Below are 25778 nucleotides of genomic sequence, written 5' to 3' on the forward strand. Positions count from 1 at the left end.
TCTCCCTCCTCCATCATCACTCTTTACCCCACTGAACAAATTTTATGCTCTACATAGAAAATACTACAATTATAAAAGATATAATTGTAGCATGTACGTTTAAGACTAGTATAGGGTATTTGATAATACAGCACCATCACTTATTTTAATCATACGATCTGCATAAGCTAACATTTCTTCATCATGTGTCACCATTAATGTGGTAATATTTAAAGTTGTCGTTAATTCGCTGAGCAGCTGCATAATTTCCTGGGAGCGCTGTGAATCTAAACTAGCTGTTGGCTCGTCGGCAAACAATACTTTTGGTTGATGAATAATAGCACGTGCAATGGCGACACGCTGCTTTTCACCGCCTGATAATACGGCAGGATAAGCTGCTTTACGATGAGCCATTCCAACTAATTGCAAAAGGCGATGCACTTCCGATTGTTGTTCATGCTTCTTTAATGGTGATTCAGCAATATCAAGCATTAATAACAACTGCTCCTCCACTGTAAGAAACGGTACAAGGTGAGAAAACTGAAAGACAAAACCAAATTTACTCGCACGCAGTTTTCGTATCTGCTCAGTATTCATCGTCGTAAGATTTTGATCTTCAAATAGCACTTGTCCATCTGTGGCTGATTGAAGCCCCGCAGCGATAGTTAACAGCGTACTTTTCCCCGAACCCGATGCACCCACCAATGCTGTAATCTCTCCCTCTTTTAGCGAAAGATTAATACCTTTTAAAATTTCCTCCTCGACCTCACCATTTTTAAATGTCTTTCTTACTTTATCAATCGTAAATAATGTCATGCTTAAGCCTCCCCTTGCTGTATTGCCTGTAACGGTTCAATTTTTTTAATCTGTAGCCCTGACAACGTAGCTCCGATAAAGCCAATCACTAAAAACACAAGTGCTAATTGTTAATGAAAAGGGCATCTCTTTTGGAGAAACTAGATTGACTAGTTGGCTAAGGCTAATTGATAACACTAGTGAGACCACTGTAATAATGACCATTTGTGTCCAAATCATGTTAAATAATTTACTTGTCTTTACACCTATCGCTTTTAAAATGCCATACAAACCAATTTTTTGCACATTCATCATATAGAAGAAAATAGCAAACAGCAGACCACTAATCACCACTAAAAACCATATAATCATATTTAAAGATAACTGTTCCGCATTATAACTAGGGATGGTATTAAGAAACTCTTTATTGCTATATGCTTGGAGTCCCTTAAAATTTTGCGGCTCGCTATTTGGTACATAAATTAACTGCTTATCCTTTACTCGATACATCTCCTCGTAAGCCTCTTCACTAATATAAGCGACAGGTGCATGGCTATATTTCTTTTGCGCTACAAAGCCTTTTACAATGAACTTTCCATTGTATTGATTATTCGTTAATATATCTCCAACTTGAATGCCTTTATCTTGTAGCGAGCTATCCAAAATTACCTCGCCTTGATATACAGTGCTAAAAAGTGTTGATGCCGTAGATGTAACAAAGGCTACACTTTGCTGTTTATCATCCTGATCGTTTAAAAAGCCCATCTGCATCGAAAAAGCCACAGCCTCCTTCTCTTTACGGATGACCTCCTGCTGCAGATCGCTATCGATTCTTGAAAGATTAAATGTGCCATCTGCATCCTCAGCCATATAAAATTGACCCTGTGGTAAATCCTTAATGAAAGCCGCATTATCCTGTGATAGACCATTTGCCAAACCTGAGATCATAAAGGTTAAAAAGCTAACTAGGAAGATAATGGAGCCCAAGATTAAAAACCGAACTTTATTCTTCTTCATTTCTTTCCAGGCAAGATTCATCACTAACCCCTCCATTTCTTTGATTACCCATAGCTTAAATTTGTTAAATGAACAGAGCATGAACTAATTATTAAAAATGAGGGATAATAAAAAACCGCTCTTTAATCCCTTAGAGCGGTTTCATTTGATTAATCTTATTCACCTAATTGGCTTGCTACAATCATTTTTTCAATCAATTTCAGCAGGAAACAAAAAAACCTTCTGTACATAAATTTGCTATCCAATATTTTAAACTGGAAAATAATAACCAATGATTCAAATTGCTTTTAAACGATCTTCGAACTTAGAAATTTCTTTATTCCTTTTACAAATTTATTTTCAGTATTGAGATTGTGCTAGTAACTTTTAATTTTCTGTTAATAATGCGTAATAAAACTTTTCCATTGCCAAATGATTTAAATTTTTTAATGTTTCCCACTTCATTTTCTATTAGTTTCTGCTATAAATCCTTCATTCCTTGTTCTGTGCACCCTCACCCGCAAAAGTATATCACTGTCCCGATCAAAACCTCACCTTTTCATAGAAAGGGATTCAGAATTATTTTTATACCCAGTATTGGAAGAAATCTATTGAACTTTTGCTAAACAACGTATAATTTGACCGTGATGACCTACCACATGCTTCACGATTAAGTGATCAACTAAGAATGATAATGGTTTGTCATCAAAGTTTGGATTGTAACTTGGTGCTGTTTTTTCTAAATCTTCTTCTTTTACTTTGCTAAGTGCTGCTTCTACTTTTGGTATTAAATTTTGAAGACTAGCGATTGCATCTTCTACTTTGAGCTCTGCTACAATGCTTTCTTCTACTGCAGCTAAACGGCGCACATGTTCATGGTTACGTCCCCATTTTGCACCTGGAATTATAAGTAATGCCTCTAAATCTGCTACCCAAAACTCCACCGCTTCTAAAACATGAGAAACAACTTGCATTGCTGACCATTCTTCTGCAGAATATTTTACATAAAGTTTTTTTTCGTCTGTACTTTTTAAAACTGAAATGATATCTTCTATACACTTTTTAAATACTTCTATTTTTTCATTAATTACTGGTGATGTCATATAATATGCCTCCTTAAAATTACTAATAGTGAACTTTAGACACTTTAATGATAAACTATAATGTATATTATTAATAGGAAATTATATGCTAAAATTGATATTATTTTAATTTTCTATATTGATAAAATAATAATCTCTGAAAGGACTCTAAATATGAAGAAATCTACATCAACAATTGGCTCACTTGTACATGCTATCAACATAATAGATATTGTCACCAAGAGTGAATTCCCTTTAAAATTTTCTGAAATTCAAGAACTATCCGGCATCTCTAAAAGTAATCTCTATAAATACATTAATACACTTTTGCATATGGATCTGCTATACCGAGACAAGCAAGGACATATTATGTTAGGTTATAAATTCCTTGAGTATGGCAATGCTGCGATGAAAAACAATGACATCGTGACAAAGTTAACTTCTTATTTTAAAGAGATCAGTAACTTGACAAATATGTCTACTTCTCTAACAGTTTGGTTAAACGATACCCCAGTTATTACAAATATTTGGAATACAAATTACGGGTTAAACATTGGTGCCCAAATTGGGACTAAGCTTCCACTATTATCTGCTGGTGGAAAAATGTTTGCTGCCTATGCTAGCAACGATGAGATACGACAATGGATATTGAATGAACAGAAAAAATACCCTGATTTAGATATCGAAGCATTTCAACAAGAACTGGAGCAAATCCGTCAAAAGCAAATTGCCTTTGCGAATGAACCGCTCGTTAACCATGTTTCCTCTTGGAGCTTCCCTATCTTAAATTATAAAAATGAATTGATCGCAGCCGTTGCCATTATCGGATTTACGGATGAAGTTCCTAAAGATTCTTCATCCTCTCTTGTTCAACAAGTACTGCAATTAGGACAAGAAATGTCTTCAATCTACGGCTATAAAGCGTGAAATGCGCTAGAGTTTTGCTCTAACGCATTTCTTTTTGCGTAAAAATTAAGGGGCAAGTGTTTGCAATTTACTAGACTGTCTATAGAGTAGAAAGTGGCGACTCCAATGTTTTTTGTACCGAAAGCAAAGCGTCAGGTACACAAGCTGAAAATCTATTTATTTCGGTGCTAACCAAAATAAATGAATTGAAGTCGTGCCTTCACCCTTAACAGCATATACAGCCAAAATAAAATTATTTTACACGTTGATAGTTTTTGTTGAAATAGCCATATAAGAAGTCAACTACATTGTAATCTGTTGGTTGGTGTTTTTCGAAAATATGGTTACGAAGTGCGATTGTAATTGGGTCTTCAGCATGAATGATTTCTCCCCATTTACGTGCAGTTGTTTGTACCATTGCAGAACGTGGAATACGAACTTCTTGGTAAGCTTTGAATGCTTCTTCGTAAGTGTTATACTCTTTTAATTTTTCTCCTAAAACAAATGCATCCTCTAAAGCTTGAACGCCACCTTGTGCTAGATATTGAAGCATTGCATGACCTGAATCTCCTAATAGAGTAATATTTCCTGTTGTCCAGTTTTCGATCGGATTGCGGTCAAACATTTGCCAACGGAATTGACGATTAATAAATTTTAATGCGTTCTCTACTTGTGGATGACTACCTTCGAAACGACGAGTTAGTTCTTCAGGAGTACCCCAGTCTTCTACAGTTGTATCATATGATTTAAATACTACTACTTGGTTGTAAAGTTCACCACGACGAACTGGGTATTGCACTAAATGTAAGTTTGGTCCAATCCACATAATTACATCATCTAAGCCAAAGTTGTCGTTACCTGCAATTTCTTCAATCGGAAGAGTTCCACGGTATGCTACATAAGCAGAGTTTACGGGTGCATCATCGATAAATAATTTACGAATATTTGATTTTACCCCATCTGCACCAATTACAGCTTCTGCAGTAAACCTCTCACCATTTTGATTAATAATTGTTGCAGTATTATCATCTTGCTCTGCAGTTTGAATTACTTGGTTTGTAAAGAATTGAATATTACCTTTTCTTTGACAAGCTTCATAAAGAACTCTGTGTAGATCAGAACGATGTAAAACGATATATGGTTGACCGAATTCTTTTTGGAAACCTTCACCTAAATCAAGAACCGCAACTTCTTTAGCTGTATATACATCCTTTAACACTAAACGTTTCGGTAATACCGCATGTTTTAATATCTCTTCCTTTACACCTAAGCGATCTAATACTTCTAAAGCATTTGGCGCTAATTGAATCCCTGCTCCTACTTCCCCAAACTCTGGTGCTTGTTCGAACACAGCTACAGATTTATCTGTTTCATTTGAAACGGATAAAGCTGCTGCTAAACCACCGATCCCTCCACCAACTACAATGATATCGCTTACATTCCCCATATTATCCAACCTCCAAAAAGTTTATTTGTCTACAAATAGAGAACTAAGTTTCTCTTACATAAAAACTTTATAATATTTTATAATATTCCGTCAATATAAATTTTTAAAATTTCTATTAAACTCAGATTTTCATTTATATTTTTGCTATAATATCCAAAATCATATAAGTAGGTGAAAATAAATGACAACTGAAAATAAGGCAACCGTTATTCAATCGTTACAAATTGGATTGAATATCTTAGAAATCTTAGCAAAGGAAAAAGAACCACTTAAATTTACAGACATTCAAAACTTAACTTCTATGACCAAAAGTAATCTCTATAAATACTTATCTACTTTAAACCAATTTGGAATGGTCTATCGTAATCCACATACAAATACATACATTCTTGGTCATAAATTAGTTCAGTTAGGAAATGTTGCATTGAGTCAATCTTCAATTATAGAAGTAGTGATCCCTTATTTCAAAAAAATAACAGAACATACAAACTTGACTGTGCTATTAGCAGTTCCTTCTATGCAAGGACCACTAATCTCCTATATTTTAAGTGCTGATTATGGAATCAATATTGGTGCTCAAATGGGCACACATTTACCGCTGGCCTCCTCTACTGGTGTTATTTTTTCTGCATTCGAAAAAGATCTCCAATTAAAAGGCTGGGCAGAAAATGAAGTATCAAACTTTAGTGAGCAAGAGTTAGAACAATTTAAAAAAGACAAAGAAAAAACACGAGAATTATTTTTTGCTTCAAAAACTGAGCCATTAATTCAACATGTTTCTTCGTATAGTGTTCCCATATTAAATTTTAATAATGAACTACTTGGTGCAATTACCGTCGTTGGTATAACAGAAACTGTTCCCAAAACAGCAGACGAACCAATTGGTCAGTATGTTCTAAATGTCGCAAGGGAAATTTCGGCGTATTACGGTTTTTCAAAATAAAGTAGAAAAGCATTAAGTCCATTTGGAGGCTTAATGCTTTTTTTGTGCTTTCCAAGTTATTGCTTTTCTCAATTATGCCTTGGCGTAATACCACCTGCCGCTAATGCTTCGCTTTCACACAGATAAACAATATAGCTAATTTTTTCAAGCTCGCTCGACATACTCCTCTCCAAAATCTATGCCATCTGCTAAGGCTTTTATCTTGGGTCAGTAGGCATCCTTCCACCCACTGAAGCAAAATAAAAATAGCTATGTATTTTTTCTGAAAACAAATAATATTGACATTCTTCAAAAAAACTATTAACATTTTTATATAAATAGTGAACAAAATTTTTTATTAGTGAAAAATAGGAGGTCAACAATGAAACTTATTAACTACACAGCAGCAGGTCATACACGTGCAGGAGCGATCGTTGATAATAAAGTAATCGACTTAAACTATGCTTACCAAGCACAATTAAAAGCAGAAGGTAAATACCGCTACCAAGCAATCGCTAGCGCATTTGTTCCAAACAATACAGATGAGCTATACCAAGGTGGTAAAGAATCTTTACAACTTGCTCAAGGTGCGATTGATTTTATTTTAGAAAACCCTGAAAGCTTTGATAAACAAGCAATCTTCAATATTGAAGACGTCAAAGTAGAGGCACCTGTTCAAAATCCTGGAAAAATCATTTGTGTTGGTCACAACTACCGCGAGCACATTTTAGAAATGGGTCGTGAATTACCATCTAACCCAGTTATTTTCGCAAAATTTGCAAACACGATCTTAGGTCCAGACGATGATATTCCATTCTATCCTATCTCTGATCAATTAGACTACGAAGCAGAATTCACTTTCATTGTTGGTAAACAAGCTCGTAATGTTTCTGAAGAAGATGCTCTTGACTATGTAGCTGGTTACACAATCACAAACGACGTGACTTACCGCGATATCCAGCGTCGTACATTACAGTGGCTACAAGGTAAAACTGTTGATGGCAGTGCGCCAATGGGTCCATACCTTGTAACTTCTGATGAATTAGCAGATCCATCTGGTTTAGATGTTGTGTTAACAGTTAATGGAGAAGTTCGTCAAAAAACTAACACTGCGAACTTAGTATTTGATGTTAAAAAATTAGTATCATTCTTATCTAACTTAATGACATTAGAGCCAGGTGACGTTGTATTAACTGGTACTCCTGGGGGTGTAGGTGTAGCAATGAACCCTCCAACATTCTTACAAGATGGTGACGTTGTTCGCATCGAAATTGATAAAGTTGGAGCTCTTGAAAATAAAGTCAAAGCAACTGACAGAGTTGCAACTGTTTAATTTGGAGTTGTAAGGGTTGAGTAGTTGTGTCACTACTCCCCCCTTTTCTCTATAAAAATGTTCATAGAAAAGGAGAATGTTAAATGTCTGAAGTAAGTCAAGAAATTAAAGAGTTTATGAAAAGTTCAATTGTAACCGATTACACAAAGGATATTCAACAATACAACTTAGGACCACTGTGGGAAGCTATTCCTGAGATCATGAACAAAACACCAAAACCACAAGCGGAAGCCTATCTTTGGAGCGATGAATTAATTAAAAAGAAAATGGCTGAAGCTGCTGAAATTTTCACACCTGAACGTGGTGGTGAACGTCGTGCAATTTATTTCCAAAATCCTGGCTTAACGTACCGTCAACCATGGGGCTGGGCTTCAACAACTCAAACAATTTATGCAGCAGTTCAAATGCTATTACCAGGTGAAAAAGCACCTTCTCACCGTCACTCCCAAAATGCGTTACGCTTTATCTCGGAAGGTTCAGGTGCCTATACAATCGTTCAAGGTCAACGTATTTTCATGGAAGAAGGCGACTTCTTAATCACACCTAAAAACTTATGGCATGGTCATGAGCATTTAGGCACTGAGCCAATGATTTGGATGGATGCACTGGATATCCCAACTGTTTATTCAATTGGTGGTACATTCTTTGAACCATATGAAGACGGTTTACAACAACCAAATATTCCAGACAATTTCACAGAAAAACGTTATCGTGGTGGAATGGTTCGTCCATTGGGCGATGATAAGTATACAGTTGCTCCTCTTGCGAACTACAAATGGAACCGTACGATTGAAGGTATTAATGGTTTGATGGAATTTGATCCAGATCCACACCATGCATTTACGGTAGAATATATTAATCCATCAACAGGTAAATCTGCAAACCCAACTTTAGGAACTCGTATGCAACATTTACCAAGGGGCTTCCATACAAAAGCGCTTCGCCATACACACTCAACTGTTTATCAAGTGCACCGGGGTTCTGGTCACTCAGTAATTAATGGCATACACTTTGACTGGAAAAAAGGCGATTACTTCGTTATTCCAAACTGGGCTTGGTATGAACATGTTGCAAGCGAAGACTCTTACCTATTCTCAGTAAATGACCTTCCGATTATGGACCGTTTCGATTTAGAACAAGAGCAATTCCTTGAAGAAAATAATGGTCACCAAAAGGTTACAGGTGAATTTAAAGCAGCATTCCGTTAATTATTAATCGTTGCCATTTAAATAGGAGTAGAACTTAAAGACTACAAACTCTGATTGTTCTACTCCTTTTTAGAGTGATTTTATAAAACTTCAAAGTGCTATTAACTTTTTTATAGTATAATAACGTTATTTTGAATTTTATTTTTTTCTAAAAATATTAATTGACGATAATGTGACATTTTTATATTATAGGTGTAAACAGTTTACTATTTTAAGAATTTTTCAGAGAATTTATAAAAGATAATCTTTTATTTTCAATTATTTTGACGTAAAAAGCAGAAATTTGCTTTAGACATCGAAATCTGAAAATAAGGAATTATTCGATATTAGCTAGTTCAATATTATTCTAATATTTCATTCAGTATAAAGACTATAGGGTATCAGTTGAATACATCATATTTTATCAATTCTTTGGACCTAAATAGTCTCTATATAAAAAAGGTTAGAGGGGGACTTATGATGAAACTTAAGAAGTTTATGTTTATGGTAATTATGGCAGCGCTTGCAGTAGTACTTGCTGCTTGTGGTGGCGACAAAGAGAATTCAACTGAAACTGGAAATAAAGGTGCTGGAGAATCTCGAACGTTTAAAATTTCACATGTTGTACAAGAATCTCACGTTTGGAATGCGACTGCGGTAAAATTCGGTGAAGAATTAGAAAAACTTTCAAATGGGCGTATGAAGGTTCAAATCTTCCCTGCTTCTCAATTAGGTACGGAAGCAGATATGGTACAACAAATGGAAACTGGTGCAGTTGAATTTGCTTTCCTTACAAATGCTTATATGAGTACTCGTGAAGATTCTTTAAACTCTTGGTTCATGCCTTACCTATTCAACAACTTAGATGAAGCTGTGGCAATGCGTGAATCTGAGGAAGCAAAAGAAATGTTAGCATCTTTAAGCTCTCAAGGTTTACTAGGTCTTGACTTTATGTTTGCAGGTAACCGTCACGTTCTTATGAAAGATGGTTTTGCTGAAACACCTGAAGATTTAAAAGGTAAAAAAATCCGTATTATCGGTAGCCCAGCAATGCAATCTTACTGGGAAAAAGTTGGCGCTGGCCCAACAGCTATGCCATTACCAGAAGTTTATACTTCTTTACAAACAGGTGTAATCGATGGTATTGATATTGACTTAGATGCTTTAGTAACTGAAAAATATTATGAAAATGCAAAATATTTAACTTTAACAAACCAAATGACATTCCCTACTGTAATTGTTATGAGTCAATCTGTTTATGATCAATTACCAACTGAAGATCAAGAAATTGTCAAGCAAGCCATGAAAACGGCTGTTGATTGGGGCGTACAAGAAGCTGTTGCACGTGAAAAGGCAAACTTAGAAACTCTAAAATCTGCAGGTGTTGAAGTGTTAGAAGAAATCGATACTACTCCTTTCCAAGCAGTTTCTAATGAAGTGAAAAAGGAATTTTCGGACAAGTCTGAAATCGTAAAATCATTTATCGAAACAGTTGAAAGTAAGTAATTAATTGATCTTCATTTAGCAAATAATTTTTGCTAAATGAAGATCAATCCCTAGATGAAGGTCATCACATCCATGTGACAACGGCTACCTGACCTGCCTCGTGCAGCCCGAGTCCGAAATCTAGATGCCATTATGCCAAGGTATAATTGATCAATCATGTAAAATAGGCTTTTCTAACTTATTTATTACAAGCTAGGAAGTCCTATTTCTACCTTTAGAAGATATTTCTAAAACTTTGAATGATAGAAGGTGTTAACTTGAAAATTATTAATAAGCTGAGCGACATTATATTCAGCATAGAGAAACTTATAGCCATCATTCTCGCTTCAGTATTGCTTATTTCATTAGCTAGTGGCGTATTATTCCGTACGTTAAAGTCTCCTCTGTTTTGGTCAGATGAGTTAGCAATCTTTTGTTTAATTTGGATGACGTTTATTGGCGGTAGTATGGGGCTTAAAAAAAATGCTTCTCCTTCAATAACAATTGTAACTGACTTGTTATCCCAAAATGCGAAAAAAGTTGTGCTTTTTGTAGGTAATTTAATTTTACTAGTATTTATTGGCTACCTTTTATTCTTAGCTTATCAATGGATTTCAATGCCAAATATTAAGGTACAAACATCAACAGCTATGAATATACCGAAACTTTATTTTTACTTATGTATTCCTGTTAGTTTTGTATTTATGGTAATTCATGTTTTTAACAATCTTTTTCTTTCATTCAAAACAATTGACGAGGCGGGTGACCTAAATTGACAATTGCTCTAATTTCCTTTGCTATTTTACTACTTTTAGGTATACCAATCGCCTATGTTTTAGGGATGACAACAATTATTTACATTTTTGCTACAGATAATTTAGGGTTAGTTCTAACTGTTCCACAACGTTTATATTCGGGAATGGAAAACTACGGACTACTTGCAATTCCTCTATTCATGCTTGCTGGAGAATTAATGAACTCTGGTGGTATTACAAAGCGACTCGTAAACGTGGCTAAAACGTTCTTTGGTCATTACCGCGGCGGTTTAGCCTATGTAAATGTTATTGCTAATACGATGTTAGCAGCTATTATTGGTTCAGCAACTGCCCAAATCGCAATGATGAGCCGAACAATGGTTCCTGAAATGGAGAAAGCAGGTTACTCAAAGCCTTTTAGTACTGCTACAACAGCTGCTGCCGGTCTTTTAGGTCCAATTATTCCACCAAGTATGATGTTTATCATTTATGGTGTTGGTTCAGGAGCTTCCATTGGGGATATGTTCATGGCTGGTGTAATTCCTGGTTTATTACTGAGTTCCTCATTTATTTGTATCATTGCAGTTATCGGTATGAAAACCCAATGGCCCGTACAAAAAAAAGCTCCATTTAAAGAAATGATTAGTTCTCTTATCAAAGTTCTACCTGCCCTATCAGTTCCTATTATTATTATTGCTGGTATTTTATCGGGTGTATTTACTGCAACAGAAGCTGCTGCCATTGCCTGTGTTGTTGCAATAATTGTTGGTGCTCTTATATATCGCGAATTAAAAATTTCCTCCATTCCAGGTGTTCTCGTGCAAACAGTAATTACAACAGCAGTTATTACTATTCTTATTGCAATGGCTAACATTTTTGGATGGATGTTATCTTTCGAGCAAGTGCCACAGCAAATTGCTGCATGGATGGTAAGCTTATCTGATAGTCCAATTGTATTCTTATTATTGGTGAATATTTTCTTACTGTTAGTTGGCATGTTTATGGATGGAATCGCAGCGTTAATTATTTTAGTACCAATTTTTATGCCATTATTACCTATGTATAATGTTGATCCAATTCATTTTGGTATTATTATTTGTATTAACTTAACAATTGGACTTTTAACACCTCCTGTAGGTTCAGGATTATTTATTGCTTCATCTATCACAAAAGTATCAATTGGTGAACTAGTAAAATCTTTATGGCCATTCCTAACAATCGCGCTGATTGTACTACTTCTATTAACATATATACCAGCACTATCTTTATGGTTACCTGGTTTATAATACAAATATAGAAGGATGTCCTTATGTTGATATTGGTTCAAGATAACTTCTAATAAAGAAGTTATCTTGGGCTTTTTAGATTTTACTTTAAGATACCCCTTAAATTACGTCTAATTCTTTACCAAGCTTTTCATAAATATGAAGGATATCATCTAGTGTTACCAGCAAGAAATACTCCATTTTGCTAAGAACCAAATATATTCCTGTTATAGTAGGTACTTATTCCATGTCATGTTCCATTGTTGATATCGGTGTTTGTCAATATAGTTGTCGCATTTAGTTACTTTAGTAGTTTGAAAGATTGGATGAATCCTCATGTTCAGTCAAGGCTACCGCGCTGCGCTTGCTGGCCTGGTGATGAAGGTTGAAAGAAAAAGCGTGCTTTCAATCTTCATCACCAGGGAATTGGGGACTATTACGGGTTTTTCACTGCTTCGGTTTGCCCCTTATCTCGCATTGGATTGAGCGTTACTTGTTCATTCGGTGCCCAATTTCTTGTACATCGTGCCCAACGCTCTGGGTGTTTCTCCTTCGCTGCCTCGTACACTTCTTTTCGCTTTTCTAATAGGGATATGTGTTCTCCCGTATGACACTGCACAGGTGTTACAAAATTCAGCCCGCTATACAGGTGAATCTCATTGTACCAATGGACAAATTGCTGTGCCCATTGTCTTGCTTTTTCAAGTGTTTCAAAACCTTTATGCGGGAAATCGGGTCGATACTTGAGTGTCCGAAACATCGCCTCAGAGTAAGGGTTATCGTTACTCACATGTGGTCTTGAAAATGAACTTTGAATGCCCATTCTCTCTAGTAAACCTAGGAATGTCGTAGCTTTCATTAGACTCCCATTATCAGAATGTAACACAAGTGGTTTGCCCTGAATTTTTTCACTGATTACTGCTTTTTTCACGAGTGTTTCGGCGTGTTTGGCCTCTTCCGTTTCCCATACTTTCCAGCCGACTACCTTTCTACTAAACAAGTCGAGTATTAAATAAAGTCGATAATATAATCCTTTCACTGGTCCTCTGAGCCAAATGATATCCCATGTCCACACTTGATTGGACGCTGTTGCCAGATGACTTTCTGGGATGCTTCGCTCTGGCTTTTGACTACGTCCTCGGTAATGCTGCATCTTTTCTTCACGCAATATACGATAAAATGTCGATTCTGATGCAATATAGGTCCCTTGGTCCGCAAGTCTTGGCACAATTTGTATAGATGGACAATCCGCATATTCCTCTTGCTTCACAATCGTTAGTATTTTCTCTTTTTCCTCTTGTGCCAACTTGTTTTTAGGTGTAGGACGTTTCGTAAGTGGGCGCTGATTGGCTTCTTGAATGAGTTCTATAGCTAATGCGCGATTGGATGGACCAATCATTCGTCCTCGTCGTCCCCCCAAATCGCTTGGGCTTTTTTCTAAGCAGTAGTAATGCAGCAGCTTCCGCAAGTGCCTTTTCCTTCTTTTGTAGCTCTTTTTCCAATTGCTTGGCACGCTTTTGTTCTTCCTTCAACGCGCCATTCAACTGTTTAGCTTGATCGAATGCTTGACCATTTGCTTGAAGGCATACATTGCGCCAAGCTTCAATTTGTTCGCGATACAACTCTTTCTTACGGCAATACTCCGCCAACTCTAGCTCATTCATCGAGAACGTCTCCATCACGATTAAAAACTTATCTTGGCTATTCCATTTATCAGTGGTTTGACCATTGCCTGGTGTTGCTACACCAGCTGCCGTGCTTCTTTACGCCACTTGTATAATGTCACTTCTGTAATGCCTTCTTCTTTCGCAATTTGTGCCACTGCTTCATTATTCGGTGGCATCATGTGTTTAACAATTGCTTCTTTTTGTTCTTGTGAATATCGCACTCTATTTCTTCCTGTCATTTCGATCGACCTCCGTGTTATTTACTTAACTATAACACTAAAGTATCCTCCAATATCTATCCTAACAGAGGGGGATTACGATCTTACTATTTTATAGGAACTATGAATTTCAATTGTATGATGAATATAGTCCTTAAAATAACGCTTAAAAAAATTTAATACCTTTTTATCTTCGTTTCTCACATCAAAACAAGCATAAGGAATGGTGAGTTGAATTTGATTTTTGATAACCTCACCCAGTAATGGTCTTAACATATAATGATTCCTTCTATCTTCTTTAATGAAGAGTGAAGTAATAAATAAATATTCATTATTAACATTTCTACTTATTATCCACCCAATAATTTCATCTTTAAAATAAATCCAAAAGCTTGTTTGTGAACTCGTTTCACCAAATTGAAAGTTCTCTAAGGGTGATAAATGCTTAGGGTACCAATCAGCATTGCGTAACGATTCTAGCTCCGCTTCCTGAATTTGATTCAGCTCTTTAATCGAGAAATCTTTTGGAAAAGTGTTCGTTTCAATCCATTTTTCTTGGCTCATGCCTTTAACATTAATAATAAAATGAGTCTTGTCTAAAACTGGTGGCGTCCACGATTGTTTTCTTAATGTAAATTTTACATTCGGACTCGTTTCAGGAAAAATATTTGTATATAAAACTTTTGCACCTTTGGCCTTTAGTTCTTTTTCAGCAAACTTTAGTAGTTTTTCTTCAATGTTTTTATTTTGAAATTTTTCTCTAACATTGACCGAGTAAACAACGCCCATTTTGCCTAACTCTTTGTACTCCGCTACTATTACTCCGAGTACTTCATCGTTTTTATCAACTGAAACGCCTATTACAAACGAGTTATTGTTTATGTCTTTTAATAAAAAATCACCTTTAATATTTTTAAAATATAGTAATACTTCATTAACTTTTGTTTGCATTAATTTTTGAATTTGCATAATTTTTACCTTCTATATAAAATTAGTTTCAATTAAAAAGATAAAGAAATGGACCACTTAAAATAGTGATCCATTATATCATCAATCAGTTGCATTAAGGGGGAGTAGGTGCCCCTGGAAGACTTTTTATATAAGATGCAGGTTTTTCGGCGGTTGCTTTTATACGGACATGAATATATTGTGGTGAGCTAGCCTGAATATCCTGAGAAGAAACACCCATTATAGGTGTAGCAGTTGACCATTCTGGTGCATTATCTGCTGCGCTATTATTGCTATCAACAAAATATTCATAATCCTGATTGGAATCTAAACCATTTAATTTTGTGAATCCAGCATTGGATGAAAATGATGTGTTAACACTATTTGGTATTAGAGCGGGTCTTATGTCTGTTAACTCAATTTGCCCTACATCTTGTACATCATTTGTTGGTTGCCCTCCTGATGACGCTACACGAATATGCACATACTGACCCGCATTTACTAGAATATTATCAATTTCAGTTGTACCTGATAGCGTTGCAGGGAGTGCCCCTGTCCAATCTGTGCTAACAGATGTTGTAGCAGTGTTATCAATTATATATTGATACGTAACACCATCTGTCAAACCTGTCAGTTTTATTGTTCCTGCATCAGTGCCTTGTGCTTTACCTGCATTCGGTGCAGCAATTGGATTTACAATAGATAATGGTATGTTCGTTATATTTATTGTTTTTGGATCAGAATATACATTTTCATTTATAAACACTTTTTGAGGCTTCGCTTTATTAAAGGCAGCGTCTCTTAAGGAAATATCATTACCAATTGCACTCATTGTAATGGTTGTGTCTTGCGTTATTTTTGATACGGTTGTTGCTCCTAATGTGACCGTTACAGTATTTCCTGAGAGTGTAAAGTTATCATCATTAGCAAAAGCAAAAGTAGGATAAGTGGCGTTACTTAACGTAAAATCATTCACTAAATCAGCTAAATTACCAGAATCAACATTTACATTTTCAGAGAAGGTAATCGTTAGTGTATCCCCTGAAGTCACACTACTAGAATTATCATTGTCAATAAAGGCTGAACTAATAATCACTGGTGCAGCCTCATCCACTGCTGTTACATTAATTCCCGTGATCGTCACGCCATTCACATCTACGATTGATTGGTTTGGATTTTGAACAACTGTTGGTGTGAAGTGCGTGCCAGCCACTGGTGTAACTCGAATTGTGATATATTGGTTTTCACCTTGTGTATACACAGGATGAGGAGCTGTTCTTCCATTTTTATCTGTTACTTTTATAGACTCCACAGTATAGCCAGAGACTGTAAATGAATTAATATCGACTGTCGTAGGATCAATATTTGCTGAAAATTTCAGGCGAATCGTTTCCATTTGTCCATCTTGAGAGCTGACGCCATCTTTCCCGTCTAGTGTAACCGTTCCTAATAATGGGTTATTCGCTACTGTGTTTGCAATAACTTGTCCCATCTTTCTCGCAAGTTTATCTGTTGTCGTTCTTTCTACTACAACAATCACCTTACCAGCGGCCGCTGAAATTTTCCCATCTGATGGAAGTGTTTCCCAAGAGGACACATCTGTGTTTAATGATGGCTTACCAGCATTAGCTGCATTCGCATCGTCAAAAATTTTATAAGCAAACTCATTTCCTGAATCTGCTGTTTCATCAACTGTGATATTTACTTTATCGTTACTTAATAGATCATCCTGTGAAGTAACGGTTAAAACATCTAACGGCTGGATACTCACGCGCGTTCTTAAACTCTCCGCATATTGTGTCTCATTATCTGCTACTTTTACAATCGCTACATCAATTTCAGATGTCCCATTGACAAAACCAGAGAGAATTGAAATTGTTTTTCTATCAGCTCCATCAGGTAGTAAAGTCCAAGTTAATTGATTGCCTAACACATCATATGCAGTAATCATATAATCGCTGATTGGTGAGGGAAGTCTCACTGTCACTGTATCTGCTCCAATAGCATTGTCAGTAATCGTAATATCATTAACCATTGGCGCATTCGGGAAAGTCGTTGGTATGCCTTTTTCTACTCTTTCGCTTTCTGTCTTTCCGCTTTCTGTAATCGTCACATATACTTTATCGAGCCCTTGAGAAAACCCTCCTAAAATATCTACCATATTAAATGGAGTTAAAGTTGTGACTGTCAAACTTCCAATGACATTGCCATTTGTGCTTGCATCATAGACGTTAATGATTGAGCCTACTGGTAAGCTAGGTACAGCAACAACATCATTGCCTAGTGTCGCAAAATTTATCACTCGTATAGATGAAGGGGCTTGTGATTGACCTGCACTTGGAACAGATACTGGCGCTGATAAACTTGCTGGTAAACTTCCGTTGGCTGCAAAGCGTACTTCATAGTTTCCTGCACTTAAGCCCGTGATTTCTGTTGCTAATAAAGGTACATTTGTCCAATTTGTGTCAGTAGCTAATTTATATTGATAGGACATACCTGCCTGTAAACCTATAATTTTTCCATCATTACCTGCTAGAGTTGGTGACACACCCTGCAATCCAGGTGGTGCTGGTGGGGCTAAAGTAAAGGAATCAGTAACTGTTGTCACCATAGCGACATTCGAACTAGCTGAGCGATTTCCACTTGTATCTACAGCATAAACCGTATAATAGTATATCGTTCCTGAAACGACAGAAGTATCAGTAAATGCTGTTATATCTTTTCCAATATTACTACTTACTTTCGTTGCGCCAGTAGTACCATTTGAATTGGTTGAGCGGAATACTTCATAATACGAAAGGTCAGATGCCGTGTTAGCCGTCCAAGAAATACTATTTTGTAAGCCACCTAGTGCTAGCGGATTTGTATCTAGGCTTGAGCCTATTACACCTGTCACTGCTGTTGGTGCTGTTGTGTCCGTCGTTCCATTACTACTACCACTACCTGAGTTGTTTTCGGATGGGGCTGTCGGTGTTGTGACTTGATTCTTTACCCAGTTAATTAGTTCAATCTCTTTCTTTATCGCTTCGTAATTTTGAATAACATCAGCTGGGTTTACATTTACTGGAATAATAAGGTTACCAATTTTCACATCCCCTCCTATCGTTACTTTTGACTCTTTATTAACGATTTCAAGAGTACTCACGCTTGAGTTGATGATAACATTGGTAGCTCCTTGCGCGATCACTACTTTAGGGATCACCACTGAACGATCAGTAGTTAACGTGACATTGCTATTAACAACAATTTCTCCTACTGTAGATGTTCCTGATGTTTTCGATAGGAAAATAACATCTGCGTTTTTATCAACACCCACATCGCCCAATTGAAATTCACTGAAAACAACTCTTCCTCTCACTGTAGGTTCATTTACAGCCACTGGGAGGTTATTGGTAGATGCAACCTTTGCTGCAAACGATTTATAGGATTTAGCTTGACTTGCTACTTGCAGGGAGTCATCAATCGTCGTTTTCCCTTCTACTTTTATGAATTCAGAGAAGAAAGAGTTCTCAACGCCTCTACCAACATGTAAATCACCTTTAATTGTGATATTTTTCATTGTGATATAGTCGCCATTTACATTGACATTCGCATCAATTATTGCGTCTTTTCCATCAAATACAACATGGTTTGCATATGGATTTGATGTATCTGTACTTGATGTACCTTTTGCAGTTAATTCAATAGATTGTATTTCTTCAATTTGATTCTCTTTTGTAGTGAGTTTTAAGATAGCCCCTTTTAAAGCCGCTAGATTACTAGGATTCATCCATTTCTTTTGTTCATCTGAAAGTATATATGTTCCTTCAGATGTAATAAGTGTTTCATTTGTAATATTAGAGATCGTCTCATTTACTTGAACAGGTGTTATTTTGTTTTCACTACGATAAATGAATGCTGCTATTTGTCCACGCGTCACATTTTTATTAGGCGAAAATGTTGTGGGAGTCGTTCCGGATGTGATTTCATTTTCAATTAATGCGCTAACATAATTTCTAAACCAATCATCTTGACGTACATCCGTAAATGTTAGTTGTTGTGAATCTTCTGATTTTAAATTATAGGCTAATGAGATAATTTTAGCCATCTGTGCACGAGTTAGCGGATTATTCGGTTTGTATTGACCTTCAGATCCTACAATAATCCCTTTATTTGCTAATGCAGCAATATATTTATAGGCATCGTGCTCCTTAGGCACATCTTTAAATCCTGGGTCCTTGATATTTTTTGTATCCAAATCTAAAGCAAGTGCAATGATTTTTGCTGCATGAGCCCGCGTTAACGTTTCGTTTGGACGGAATGTGCCATCATCATAGCCACTAATAATATTACGCGCATGTAAACTATTCACTGCTTCGTAAAAATATGCATTTGACTGCACATCCTTAAATTTAGTTGTAGCTGCGTTAGCATTTGGCACAACTGTCACTAAGGTACTTGCTACAACAGACGCTGTAATTGTAGATGCCATTATCTTATTAAAATTTTTATTCTTTTTTTTCATAGTCTCACATTCTCTCTCTCATTATTGATGGTGACTGTTTTACAAAAAATAGTAACTAGTGAGATATCTTTTTCTTTATATTTTAGTTGGTATTTCTCCCTTTCTTTATTTTAATTCCACAATGGTTTTTGGGTAGTTATTACCAAATTATTTAGAAACCACCTTTTTTACTTTTCATTTTAGAGATATTAGTCGAGAGTATAAAATATTTTGTGTAAATAGAAAATTCCATAGAAAAAGGAAGACCCTTTCTTGGTAGAATTAAGTCACCACAACCAATCCTAGAAAAGAGGTCTTCCCTATGAATCAGTTTACAACAGAAATTGTCGATGCACTAGTCAAAAAACAAGATATTACCGAGGTTTTTCGTTCGCACTTGGAAATGGCGATCAACTCGCTACTGGCGACAGAGCTGACGGAATTTTTGGATTACGAAAAATACGATCGTATCGGGTTCAACTCAGGCAATTCTCGCAATGGGTCTTATTCGCGTACACTTCACACGGAGTACGGCGATTTAACGCTTCAAATCCCGCGGGATCGCAACGGTGAGTTTAAACAACAGACAGTGGTACCATATAAGCGCTCGAACGATACGCTGGAAGAAACGGTCATTCACTTGTTCAAAAAAGGCATTACGATGGCGGAAATTGCGCAATTAATTGAGAAAATGTATGGGCATCACTATACGCCGCAAACGATTTCGAATATGACAAAGGCTGTTTCAGAAACGGTAGAAGCCTTTAATAACCGTCCTTTGCACAATCGTTACGTATGCGTGTATTTAGACGCGACGTATATTGCCGTGCGTCGTGATACGGTGTCAAAAGAGGCCGTCTATATTGCAGTTGGTATTCGTGAAGACGGCTCTAAAGAAGTGCTTGGCTATACGATTGCCCCAACAGAATCGGCCTACAACTGGCAGGAGCTACTACAAGAGCTCAAAGACCGTGGTGTAGAAGACGTACTTTTATTCGTATCAGACGGCTTAAAAGGCATGGCAGACGCTGTGTTTAATGTGTTTCCAAAGGCAAAATATCAGGTGTGCCTTGTCCATGTGGCACGCAATATCATGCATAAAGTCCGAGTAGAAGATCGCAAGGAAGTGTGCGAGGATTTTAAAACGATTCACCAGGCAAAGAACGCTGAAGCAGCGAAAAAAGCGCTCGAGACGTTCTGCGAAAAATGGGGCAAATCGTATAAAAAAGTCGCACAAGGCTTACTCGAAAACCCGTATTTACTGACGTTTTACGGCTTTCCCAAGGCGATTTGGCGAAGCATCTACTCGACGAATTTAATCGAGTCGTTCAATAAGCAAATCAAAAAATATACAAAGCGCAAGGAACAGTTCCCGAACGAAGAATCGTTGGAGCGCTTTTTAGTGACGCAGTTCGAAGACTATAATCAACGTTTCGCCACACGCTGCCACATCGGCTTCAATCAGGCCCGTGCAAAGCTAGAAGAAATGTTTGAGCAGCTGCACGAACCGGCAAACTAGACCGGGACGCGCCAGCGCGAAATTTGAGTGTGTAGGAAAGGGCTAGCCCTTTCCTACACACTCAAATCAACACTTCGAACAAGTACAATTGAATACACAGGTGATGAGTTCCCTTGAACGGGTGAATCGTCATTTACACAAAAATATTGACAGTACCTATTAGTCTACCTATCATACAAATGTGGTAAAAATATTTTATAATAAATAGCAAAATTAATATATATAATTTTTCTTAGCAAAGCGCATCTTAATACGCGACCGAAACATTGTTAGATCAACAATCATTAAACAAAAAGAACAAGAGAGCAGTTTTGAACTGAACCCCCAATTTATGTGAAGCAAGCTTACGATAAATGATTATCCTCGATAACATCTGGTAGCAGTTAGTTTATTTCCCTATTTAACATCTTTAAGAGACGATCTCTTTTCTTATTCCCGAATAAAAGCTTGTTAACTGCTTCCTCTATCGTCTCATTTGTCTTCTGTATTTTTACCGAAACAGGTCTTTAAGAAAACCATCTATACAACTATTTCTGTGAATTGGTCTAGCATTTAAGCTAGTTATTCTACCTATTTCCTTTTTTAGTACAGAAAAAGGTGCTTTAATTGTTTTATTAACTCAATAGCATCTTCCAAAAATTACTATATATATATATTCATATCCACTGCTACAGGAGTTCTCCCACTGCCTAAAGAGGAATAAAAAACTGCAAATTGGGGACAACCGGCTGTCGTTAAATTTACTTTTAAATATGCCCACTAGGCTATAAGACTTCTATTGAAGTACCTTAAGAGAAAGTTATCACTGAGGTTAGGCGCCATTAGGGATATTGAAAAAATTGAATGAAAACAGCAAGTAAAAGAGCTTCATCTCCCGCATTAAACGCAATTTATAAAAAAATAATGATGAGGCCGATCAATTCAACAATGAAAATCGAAAAATATTTTTTATGTATTTTACATATTCTCGCAAAGAAACACCTAACACTCGAAAGACTTTCATAGCCGGCTCTACATGCCCCATCATCAGCATCTACTGATTTAGACAATGAATGATAGCTGCAGACTAGCAGCCCATATACGTCACTACTATCAATCTGACGTTAGAAATATCAACAATGGAAGAAGGGCTTGTTCCTATGCAGTTTTTTGCTGTGATGGCAGATGCTCTCTATGTGCAGATCGGCATGGGACGCGCAATCATAACAGTCTATAGCCCTGCATATACATTGGGAGAATATAGATATGGGAGGTAGAGGAATGGACGACAAGAACACCCACGATCAGACAAACAATCAAAGTTGGCAAGGCGGCTCACAACCGTCGCGCTACTCGCAGACAGTAGGAGAGCGTGGTCCAATTCTGGAACAAGACACTATGCTGCATGAGAAAAATGAAACGTTTATCCATGAGACAATATTAGAGCGCCCGTTACATGTGAAGGGCTTTGGAGCCTTTGGCTATTTCGAGACGTTTAACTCCATGGCGGCCTACACAAAGCTTTGTTTCCTGCAACGTCCAGACCAACAAGTACCTGTTGCCGTCCGATTCTCACTAGCGGCCAGCAACAGGGGAACACCAGACACTTCACGCAATGTGCGGGGTTTCTCAACTAAATTTTATACTGAGCAAGGTATCTTCGACTTAATATGCAACCATCTCCCCGTGTTTACGGTACGAGATCCAATGCGGTTTGTAGAGACGGTCAGCGCCTTCAATCCCTCGCCGGTCAACAACTTGATGGATCCCAATCGGTTCTGGAGTTTCTATGCGAACAATCCAGAGGCGACGCATTTCGTGCTACAGCTGTACTCCGATCTGGGGACAATCAAGAGCCTCCGTCACATTCCAGGTTACAGCGTGAGTACTTATGTTTGGAAGAATGAGCAGGATGTACGTACTTATGTGAAATACAATTGGATTCCGCTAGCCGGCGTGCAGTATATCGATAGTCAAGAGGCGGCGCGTCTTGCCTGCGAGAACCCAGATTACGCTGGCAAGGATCTCTATGACACAATTGCTCAAGGAGTACCAGTCGAATACGGGCTGTATGTACAGCTTATGAATCCACAAGACGAAGCCACACTGCCGTTCGACCCTCTGGACGATACGAAGGTATGGGATGCACAGCAGTATCCGTTGCTGCCCGTTGGCAAGATGGTGCTGAACCGCAATCCCGACAATTATAAAGAACAGGTGGAGAAGCTGGCCTTTTCCCCGTCCAATATGCTGGAGGGCGCCGAATTTTCATTTGATAGAGTGCTTCAAGGCCGCTCCAATATTTATACGGATTCACAGCGTTATCGGTTGGGACCAAATTTCCGCAGTATACCGATCAACCATCAGGCGAACTGGAAGCCATCAGACGAGGTCACAAGCAGCACCGGCAGCTATGTAGCAGGTCGGCTAGAGCGCACTGCACCTCCAAAAGGGGATGATTTCACGCAGCCAGGACAATTTTACAACTCACTATCACCTGTACTTCAGAAGCACCTAGTCCATAATATTGCAGCCGATCTTGGGGCTGCCTCTCCGGAGTTGCAGCGGATTGTATTAGGTTATCTGGCCCATGCAAATCAGGAGCTAGGAGAACGTGTTGCCTGGCAAATCGGCAACAAAGAGAAGGAATAACACCTGCCCAAACTTCAAACAACAGAGAAATTCAGATGTCCTGGAACAAGTAGCTGGATTTCTTGACATTTCAAATACCCTCCGCTTATAGAACTGAAAGCACACTCTTATATAATCAGATATTTATCGAAGAAATTCCAACATGTTCTGGTTACCAATAGGTTGATTCCCTTGATCAAGAACAACTTCTTCATTAGTGAAGTGTGTAATAAGAGAGCCCTGAAAATTGGGATAACAATAAGACACTTTCTATTCGATTTGAATAGAAAGTGTCTGTCTTATTGTAACTTTTAACAATCCCTTGCTATGCGAGAGGTTTTCAAGAAATGCAAAAAAGTTCATCAGAGATTATCTCTAATGAACTTTTGCTGATTAATTAATGTGATACCGGTGAGAGGACTCGAACCTCCACGGATCTCTCCAAACGATTTTGAGTCGTTCGCGTCTGCCATTCCGCCACACCGGCATATAAAGATAAAAAAAATCGGCTAAACCGATTAACAGTAGAAATATGGAGGCGGCAACCGGATTTGAACCGGTGATAAGGGTGTTGCAGACCCGTGCCTTACCACTTGGCTATGCCGCCATCATACTTGGAGCGGAAGACGAGGTTCGAACTCGCGACCCCCACCTTGGCAAGGTGGTGTTCTACCACTGAACTACTTCCGCAAAAATGGCTGGGGTACTAGGATTCGAACCTAGGCATGACGGAATCAAAATCCGTTGCCTTACCGCTTGGCTATACCCCAACATTCAACTGGGGCGACTGATGGGAATCGAACCCACGAATGTCGGAACCACAATCCGATGCGTTAACCACTTCGCCACAATCGCCATTATATGATAGTTATTAATTTTATAGTTGATGGGGCGACTGATGGGAATCGAACCCACGAATGCCGGAACCACAATCCGGTGCGTTAACCACTTCGCCACAATCGCCATAAAATTAATTGGCAGGGGCAGTAGGAATCGAACCCACACCAAAGGTTTTGGAGACCTCTATTCTACCGTTGAACTATGCCCCTAAAATAATAAAACTGGTGGAGGGGGACGGATTCGAACCGCCGAACCCTAAGGAGCGGATTTACAGTCCGCCGCGTTTAGCCACTTCGCTACCCCTCCGGGAAAATCTGGTGCCGGCTATAGGAATCGAACCCACGACCTACTGATTACAAGTCAGTTGCTCTACCTGCTGAGCTAAACCGGCAAAAAAATAAGATGGGTCAGGACGGAATCGAACCGCCGACACTTAGAGCTTCAATCTAATGCTCTACCAACTGAGCTACTGACCCATATTTGTAAAATAAATGGCGGTCCCGACCGGGATCGAACCGGCGATCTCCTGCGTGACAGGCAGGCATGTTAACCGCTACACCACGGGACCTTTTTGTTGCTGTCGCTTCGCTTTCGCACAGAAAACATTTTGTTGCTGTCGCTTCGCTTTTGCATAGAAAAAATTGGTTGCGGGGGCCGGATTTGAACCAACGACCTTCGGGTTATGAGCCCGACGAGCTACCACTGCTCCACCCCGCGATAATACTATAGTGTTGTAAAAATAATGGTGGAGGATGACGGGCTCGAACCGCCGACCCTCTGCTTGTAAGGCAGATGCTCTCCCAGCTGAGCTAATCCTCCATCTGGTTATATAAATGGTGACCCCTACGGGATTCGAACCCGTGTTACCGCCGTGAAAGGGCGGTGTCTTAACCACTTGACCAAGGGGCCATCGTTTGGAATAAATCAAAGTGCTGGCGGAGAGTAAGGGATTTGAACCCTTGAGACAGTGTTAACCGCCTACACGATTTCCAATCGTGCTCCTTCGGCCACTCGGACAACTCTCCAAGAATGGCTCCGAAGGCAGGACTCGAACCTGCGACAACCTGATTAACAGTCAGGTGCTACTACCAACTGAGCTACTTCGGAATAATTTTAGTATATAGCCTAGCGACGTCCTACTCTCACAGGGGGAAGCCCCCAACTACCATCGGCGCGAAAGAGCTTAACTTCCGTGTTCGGTATGGGAACGGGTGTGACCTCTTTGCCATCATCACTAGACTATTTGAAAGACAATACTTATTATAACATATCTTATAAAAATTACAAGTATATTTTAATATTTTATTCTTTCAAAACTGGATAAACGGTGCATTGACTGTA

17 protein-coding genes, 16 tRNA genes, 1 rRNA gene and 1 pseudogene are annotated in these 25778 nt (G+C 38.1%); 9 read left to right on the plus strand and 26 right to left on the minus strand.

The window, feature by feature from the left end; all coding sequences use genetic code 11:
• Positions 1–105: 105 nt before the first annotated feature.
• From ADM90_RS11760 to ADM90_RS11770, 3 genes and pseudogenes are all read right to left on the minus strand, one after another.
• Positions 106–795, minus strand: a complete 690-nt coding sequence (locus ADM90_RS11760; protein WP_053995204.1) for an ABC transporter ATP-binding protein — start codon at positions 793–795, stop codon at positions 106–108.
• Positions 796–797: 2 nt separating this feature from the next.
• A pseudogene (locus tag ADM90_RS11765) lies at positions 798–1812 on the minus strand (ABC transporter permease).
• 566 nt (positions 1813–2378) lie between these two features.
• The gene (locus tag ADM90_RS11770; RefSeq protein WP_053995205.1) at positions 2379–2873 is read right to left on the minus strand and encodes a DinB family protein; all 495 of its coding nucleotides are present in this window, start codon (positions 2871–2873) and stop codon (positions 2379–2381) included.
• Between the two features lie 153 nt (positions 2874–3026).
• On the opposite strand from ADM90_RS11770, the gene ADM90_RS11775 reads away from it, so the two are divergent.
• Positions 3027–3779, plus strand: coding sequence for an IclR family transcriptional regulator (locus ADM90_RS11775; protein WP_053995206.1), 753 nt, complete (start codon positions 3027–3029; stop codon positions 3777–3779).
• A gap of 232 nt (positions 3780–4011) precedes the next feature.
• Here the strand turns inward: ADM90_RS11775 and ADM90_RS11780 are convergent, their stop codons facing one another.
• On the minus strand, positions 4012–5205 hold the full coding sequence (locus ADM90_RS11780) for an FAD-dependent monooxygenase (protein WP_053995207.1): 1194 nt from the start codon (positions 5203–5205) through the stop codon (positions 4012–4014).
• Between the two features lie 181 nt (positions 5206–5386).
• Between ADM90_RS11780 and ADM90_RS11785 the strand changes: the two genes are divergently transcribed.
• The 6 genes from ADM90_RS11785 to ADM90_RS11810 all read left to right on the plus strand — a co-directional run bounded on the left by ADM90_RS11785 (position 5387) and on the right by ADM90_RS11810 (position 12173).
• Entirely contained in the window at positions 5387–6148 is a 762-nt protein-coding gene (locus ADM90_RS11785) for an IclR family transcriptional regulator (protein WP_053995208.1), read from the plus strand.
• A 361-nt stretch (positions 6149–6509) separates the two neighbouring features.
• Entirely contained in the window at positions 6510–7460 is a 951-nt protein-coding gene (locus ADM90_RS11790; RefSeq protein ID WP_053995209.1) for a fumarylacetoacetate hydrolase family protein, read from the plus strand.
• An 83-nt stretch (positions 7461–7543) separates the two neighbouring features.
• Entirely contained in the window at positions 7544–8668 is a 1125-nt protein-coding gene (locus tag ADM90_RS11795) for a cupin domain-containing protein (protein ID WP_053995210.1), read from the plus strand.
• A gap of 459 nt (positions 8669–9127) precedes the next feature.
• Positions 9128–10153 (plus strand): TRAP transporter substrate-binding protein, encoded by a 1026-nt coding sequence (locus ADM90_RS11800; protein WP_053995211.1) that lies wholly within the window; start codon positions 9128–9130, stop codon positions 10151–10153.
• 257 nt (positions 10154–10410) lie between these two features.
• On the plus strand, positions 10411–10908 hold the full coding sequence (locus ADM90_RS11805) for a TRAP transporter small permease (protein WP_053995212.1): 498 nt from the start codon (positions 10411–10413) through the stop codon (positions 10906–10908).
• Positions 10905–12173 carry a TRAP transporter large permease gene (locus ADM90_RS11810; protein WP_053995213.1) on the plus strand — a complete coding sequence of 423 codons (1269 nt, stop codon included), beginning with the start codon at positions 10905–10907 and terminating at the stop codon, positions 12171–12173. Before ADM90_RS11805 ends, ADM90_RS11810 begins: the two co-directional genes overlap by 4 nt.
• 415 nt (positions 12174–12588) lie before the next feature.
• Here ADM90_RS11810 and ADM90_RS11815 read toward each other — a convergent pair whose 3' ends face one another.
• The 5 genes from ADM90_RS11815 to ADM90_RS11830 all read right to left on the minus strand — a co-directional run bounded on the left by ADM90_RS11815 (position 12589) and on the right by ADM90_RS11830 (position 19489).
• Complete coding sequence (locus ADM90_RS11815) at positions 12589–13551, minus strand: IS3 family transposase (RefSeq protein WP_053995214.1); 963 nt, start codon at positions 13549–13551, stop codon at positions 12589–12591.
• The gene (locus ADM90_RS23830; protein WP_152928014.1) at positions 13466–13816 is read right to left on the minus strand and encodes a transposase; all 351 of its coding nucleotides are present in this window, start codon (positions 13814–13816) and stop codon (positions 13466–13468) included. The genes ADM90_RS11815 and ADM90_RS23830 overlap by 86 nt, the downstream gene beginning before the upstream one ends.
• Before the next feature lie 77 nt (positions 13817–13893).
• Positions 13894–14058: a transposase gene (locus ADM90_RS23835; RefSeq protein WP_083448533.1), complete on the minus strand. Its 165-nt coding sequence runs from the start codon at positions 14056–14058 to the stop codon at positions 13894–13896.
• Between the two features lie 75 nt (positions 14059–14133).
• A complete protein-coding gene (locus ADM90_RS11825; RefSeq protein ID WP_053995215.1) occupies positions 14134–15006 on the minus strand; it encodes a GNAT family N-acetyltransferase in 873 nt (290 codons plus the stop codon).
• 94 nt (positions 15007–15100) lie between these two features.
• Entirely contained in the window at positions 15101–19489 is a 4389-nt protein-coding gene (locus tag ADM90_RS11830) for an S-layer homology domain-containing protein (RefSeq protein WP_053995216.1), read from the minus strand.
• Positions 19490–19790: 301 nt separating this feature from the next.
• Between ADM90_RS11830 and ADM90_RS11835 the strand changes: the two genes are divergently transcribed.
• Positions 19791–20987 (plus strand): IS256 family transposase, encoded by a 1197-nt coding sequence (locus ADM90_RS11835; protein ID WP_053993757.1) that lies wholly within the window; start codon positions 19791–19793, stop codon positions 20985–20987.
• Between the two features lie 1260 nt (positions 20988–22247).
• Positions 22248–23618 (plus strand): catalase, encoded by a 1371-nt coding sequence (locus tag ADM90_RS11840; RefSeq protein WP_053995217.1) that lies wholly within the window; start codon positions 22248–22250, stop codon positions 23616–23618.
• Positions 23619–24003: 385 nt separating this feature from the next.
• Here ADM90_RS11840 and ADM90_RS11845 read toward each other — a convergent pair.
• The 17 genes from ADM90_RS11845 to rrf all read right to left on the minus strand — a co-directional run bounded on the left by ADM90_RS11845 (position 24004) and on the right by rrf (position 25676).
• A tRNA-Leu gene (locus ADM90_RS11845) sits at positions 24004–24084 on the minus strand.
• A 46-nt stretch (positions 24085–24130) separates the two neighbouring features.
• Positions 24131–24204 (minus strand) — tRNA-Cys (locus tag ADM90_RS11850).
• Positions 24205–24212: 8 nt separating this feature from the next.
• Positions 24213–24287 (minus strand) — tRNA-Gly (locus tag ADM90_RS11855).
• Between the two features lie 5 nt (positions 24288–24292).
• Positions 24293–24367, minus strand: a tRNA-Gln gene (locus ADM90_RS11860).
• Positions 24368–24376: 9 nt separating this feature from the next.
• Positions 24377–24452: transfer RNA gene (locus tag ADM90_RS11865), tRNA-His, on the minus strand.
• A gap of 32 nt (positions 24453–24484) precedes the next feature.
• Positions 24485–24560 (minus strand) — tRNA-His (locus tag ADM90_RS11870).
• A 12-nt stretch (positions 24561–24572) separates the two neighbouring features.
• Positions 24573–24646 (minus strand) — tRNA-Trp (locus tag ADM90_RS11875).
• A 13-nt stretch (positions 24647–24659) separates the two neighbouring features.
• Positions 24660–24743 (minus strand) — tRNA-Tyr (locus ADM90_RS11880).
• Between the two features lie 9 nt (positions 24744–24752).
• A tRNA-Thr gene (locus ADM90_RS11885) sits at positions 24753–24828 on the minus strand.
• Between the two features lie 12 nt (positions 24829–24840).
• A tRNA-Phe gene (locus ADM90_RS11890) sits at positions 24841–24913 on the minus strand.
• 16 nt (positions 24914–24929) lie between these two features.
• Positions 24930–25005: transfer RNA gene (locus ADM90_RS11895), tRNA-Asp, on the minus strand.
• A 74-nt stretch (positions 25006–25079) separates the two neighbouring features.
• Positions 25080–25154: transfer RNA gene (locus ADM90_RS11900), tRNA-Met, on the minus strand.
• A 26-nt stretch (positions 25155–25180) separates the two neighbouring features.
• A tRNA-Val gene (locus ADM90_RS11905) sits at positions 25181–25256 on the minus strand.
• 15 nt (positions 25257–25271) lie between these two features.
• Positions 25272–25346: transfer RNA gene (locus ADM90_RS11910), tRNA-Glu, on the minus strand.
• A 24-nt stretch (positions 25347–25370) separates the two neighbouring features.
• Positions 25371–25462: transfer RNA gene (locus tag ADM90_RS11915), tRNA-Ser, on the minus strand.
• Positions 25463–25467: 5 nt separating this feature from the next.
• A tRNA-Asn gene (locus ADM90_RS11920) sits at positions 25468–25544 on the minus strand.
• A gap of 16 nt (positions 25545–25560) precedes the next feature.
• Positions 25561–25676, minus strand: a 5S ribosomal RNA gene (rrf, locus tag ADM90_RS11925).
• Positions 25677–25778 lie beyond the last annotated feature (102 nt).

This window comes from Lysinibacillus macroides, from assembly GCF_001281525.1.
Lineage (GTDB): Bacteria > Bacillota > Bacilli > Bacillales_A > Planococcaceae > Lysinibacillus > Lysinibacillus macroides.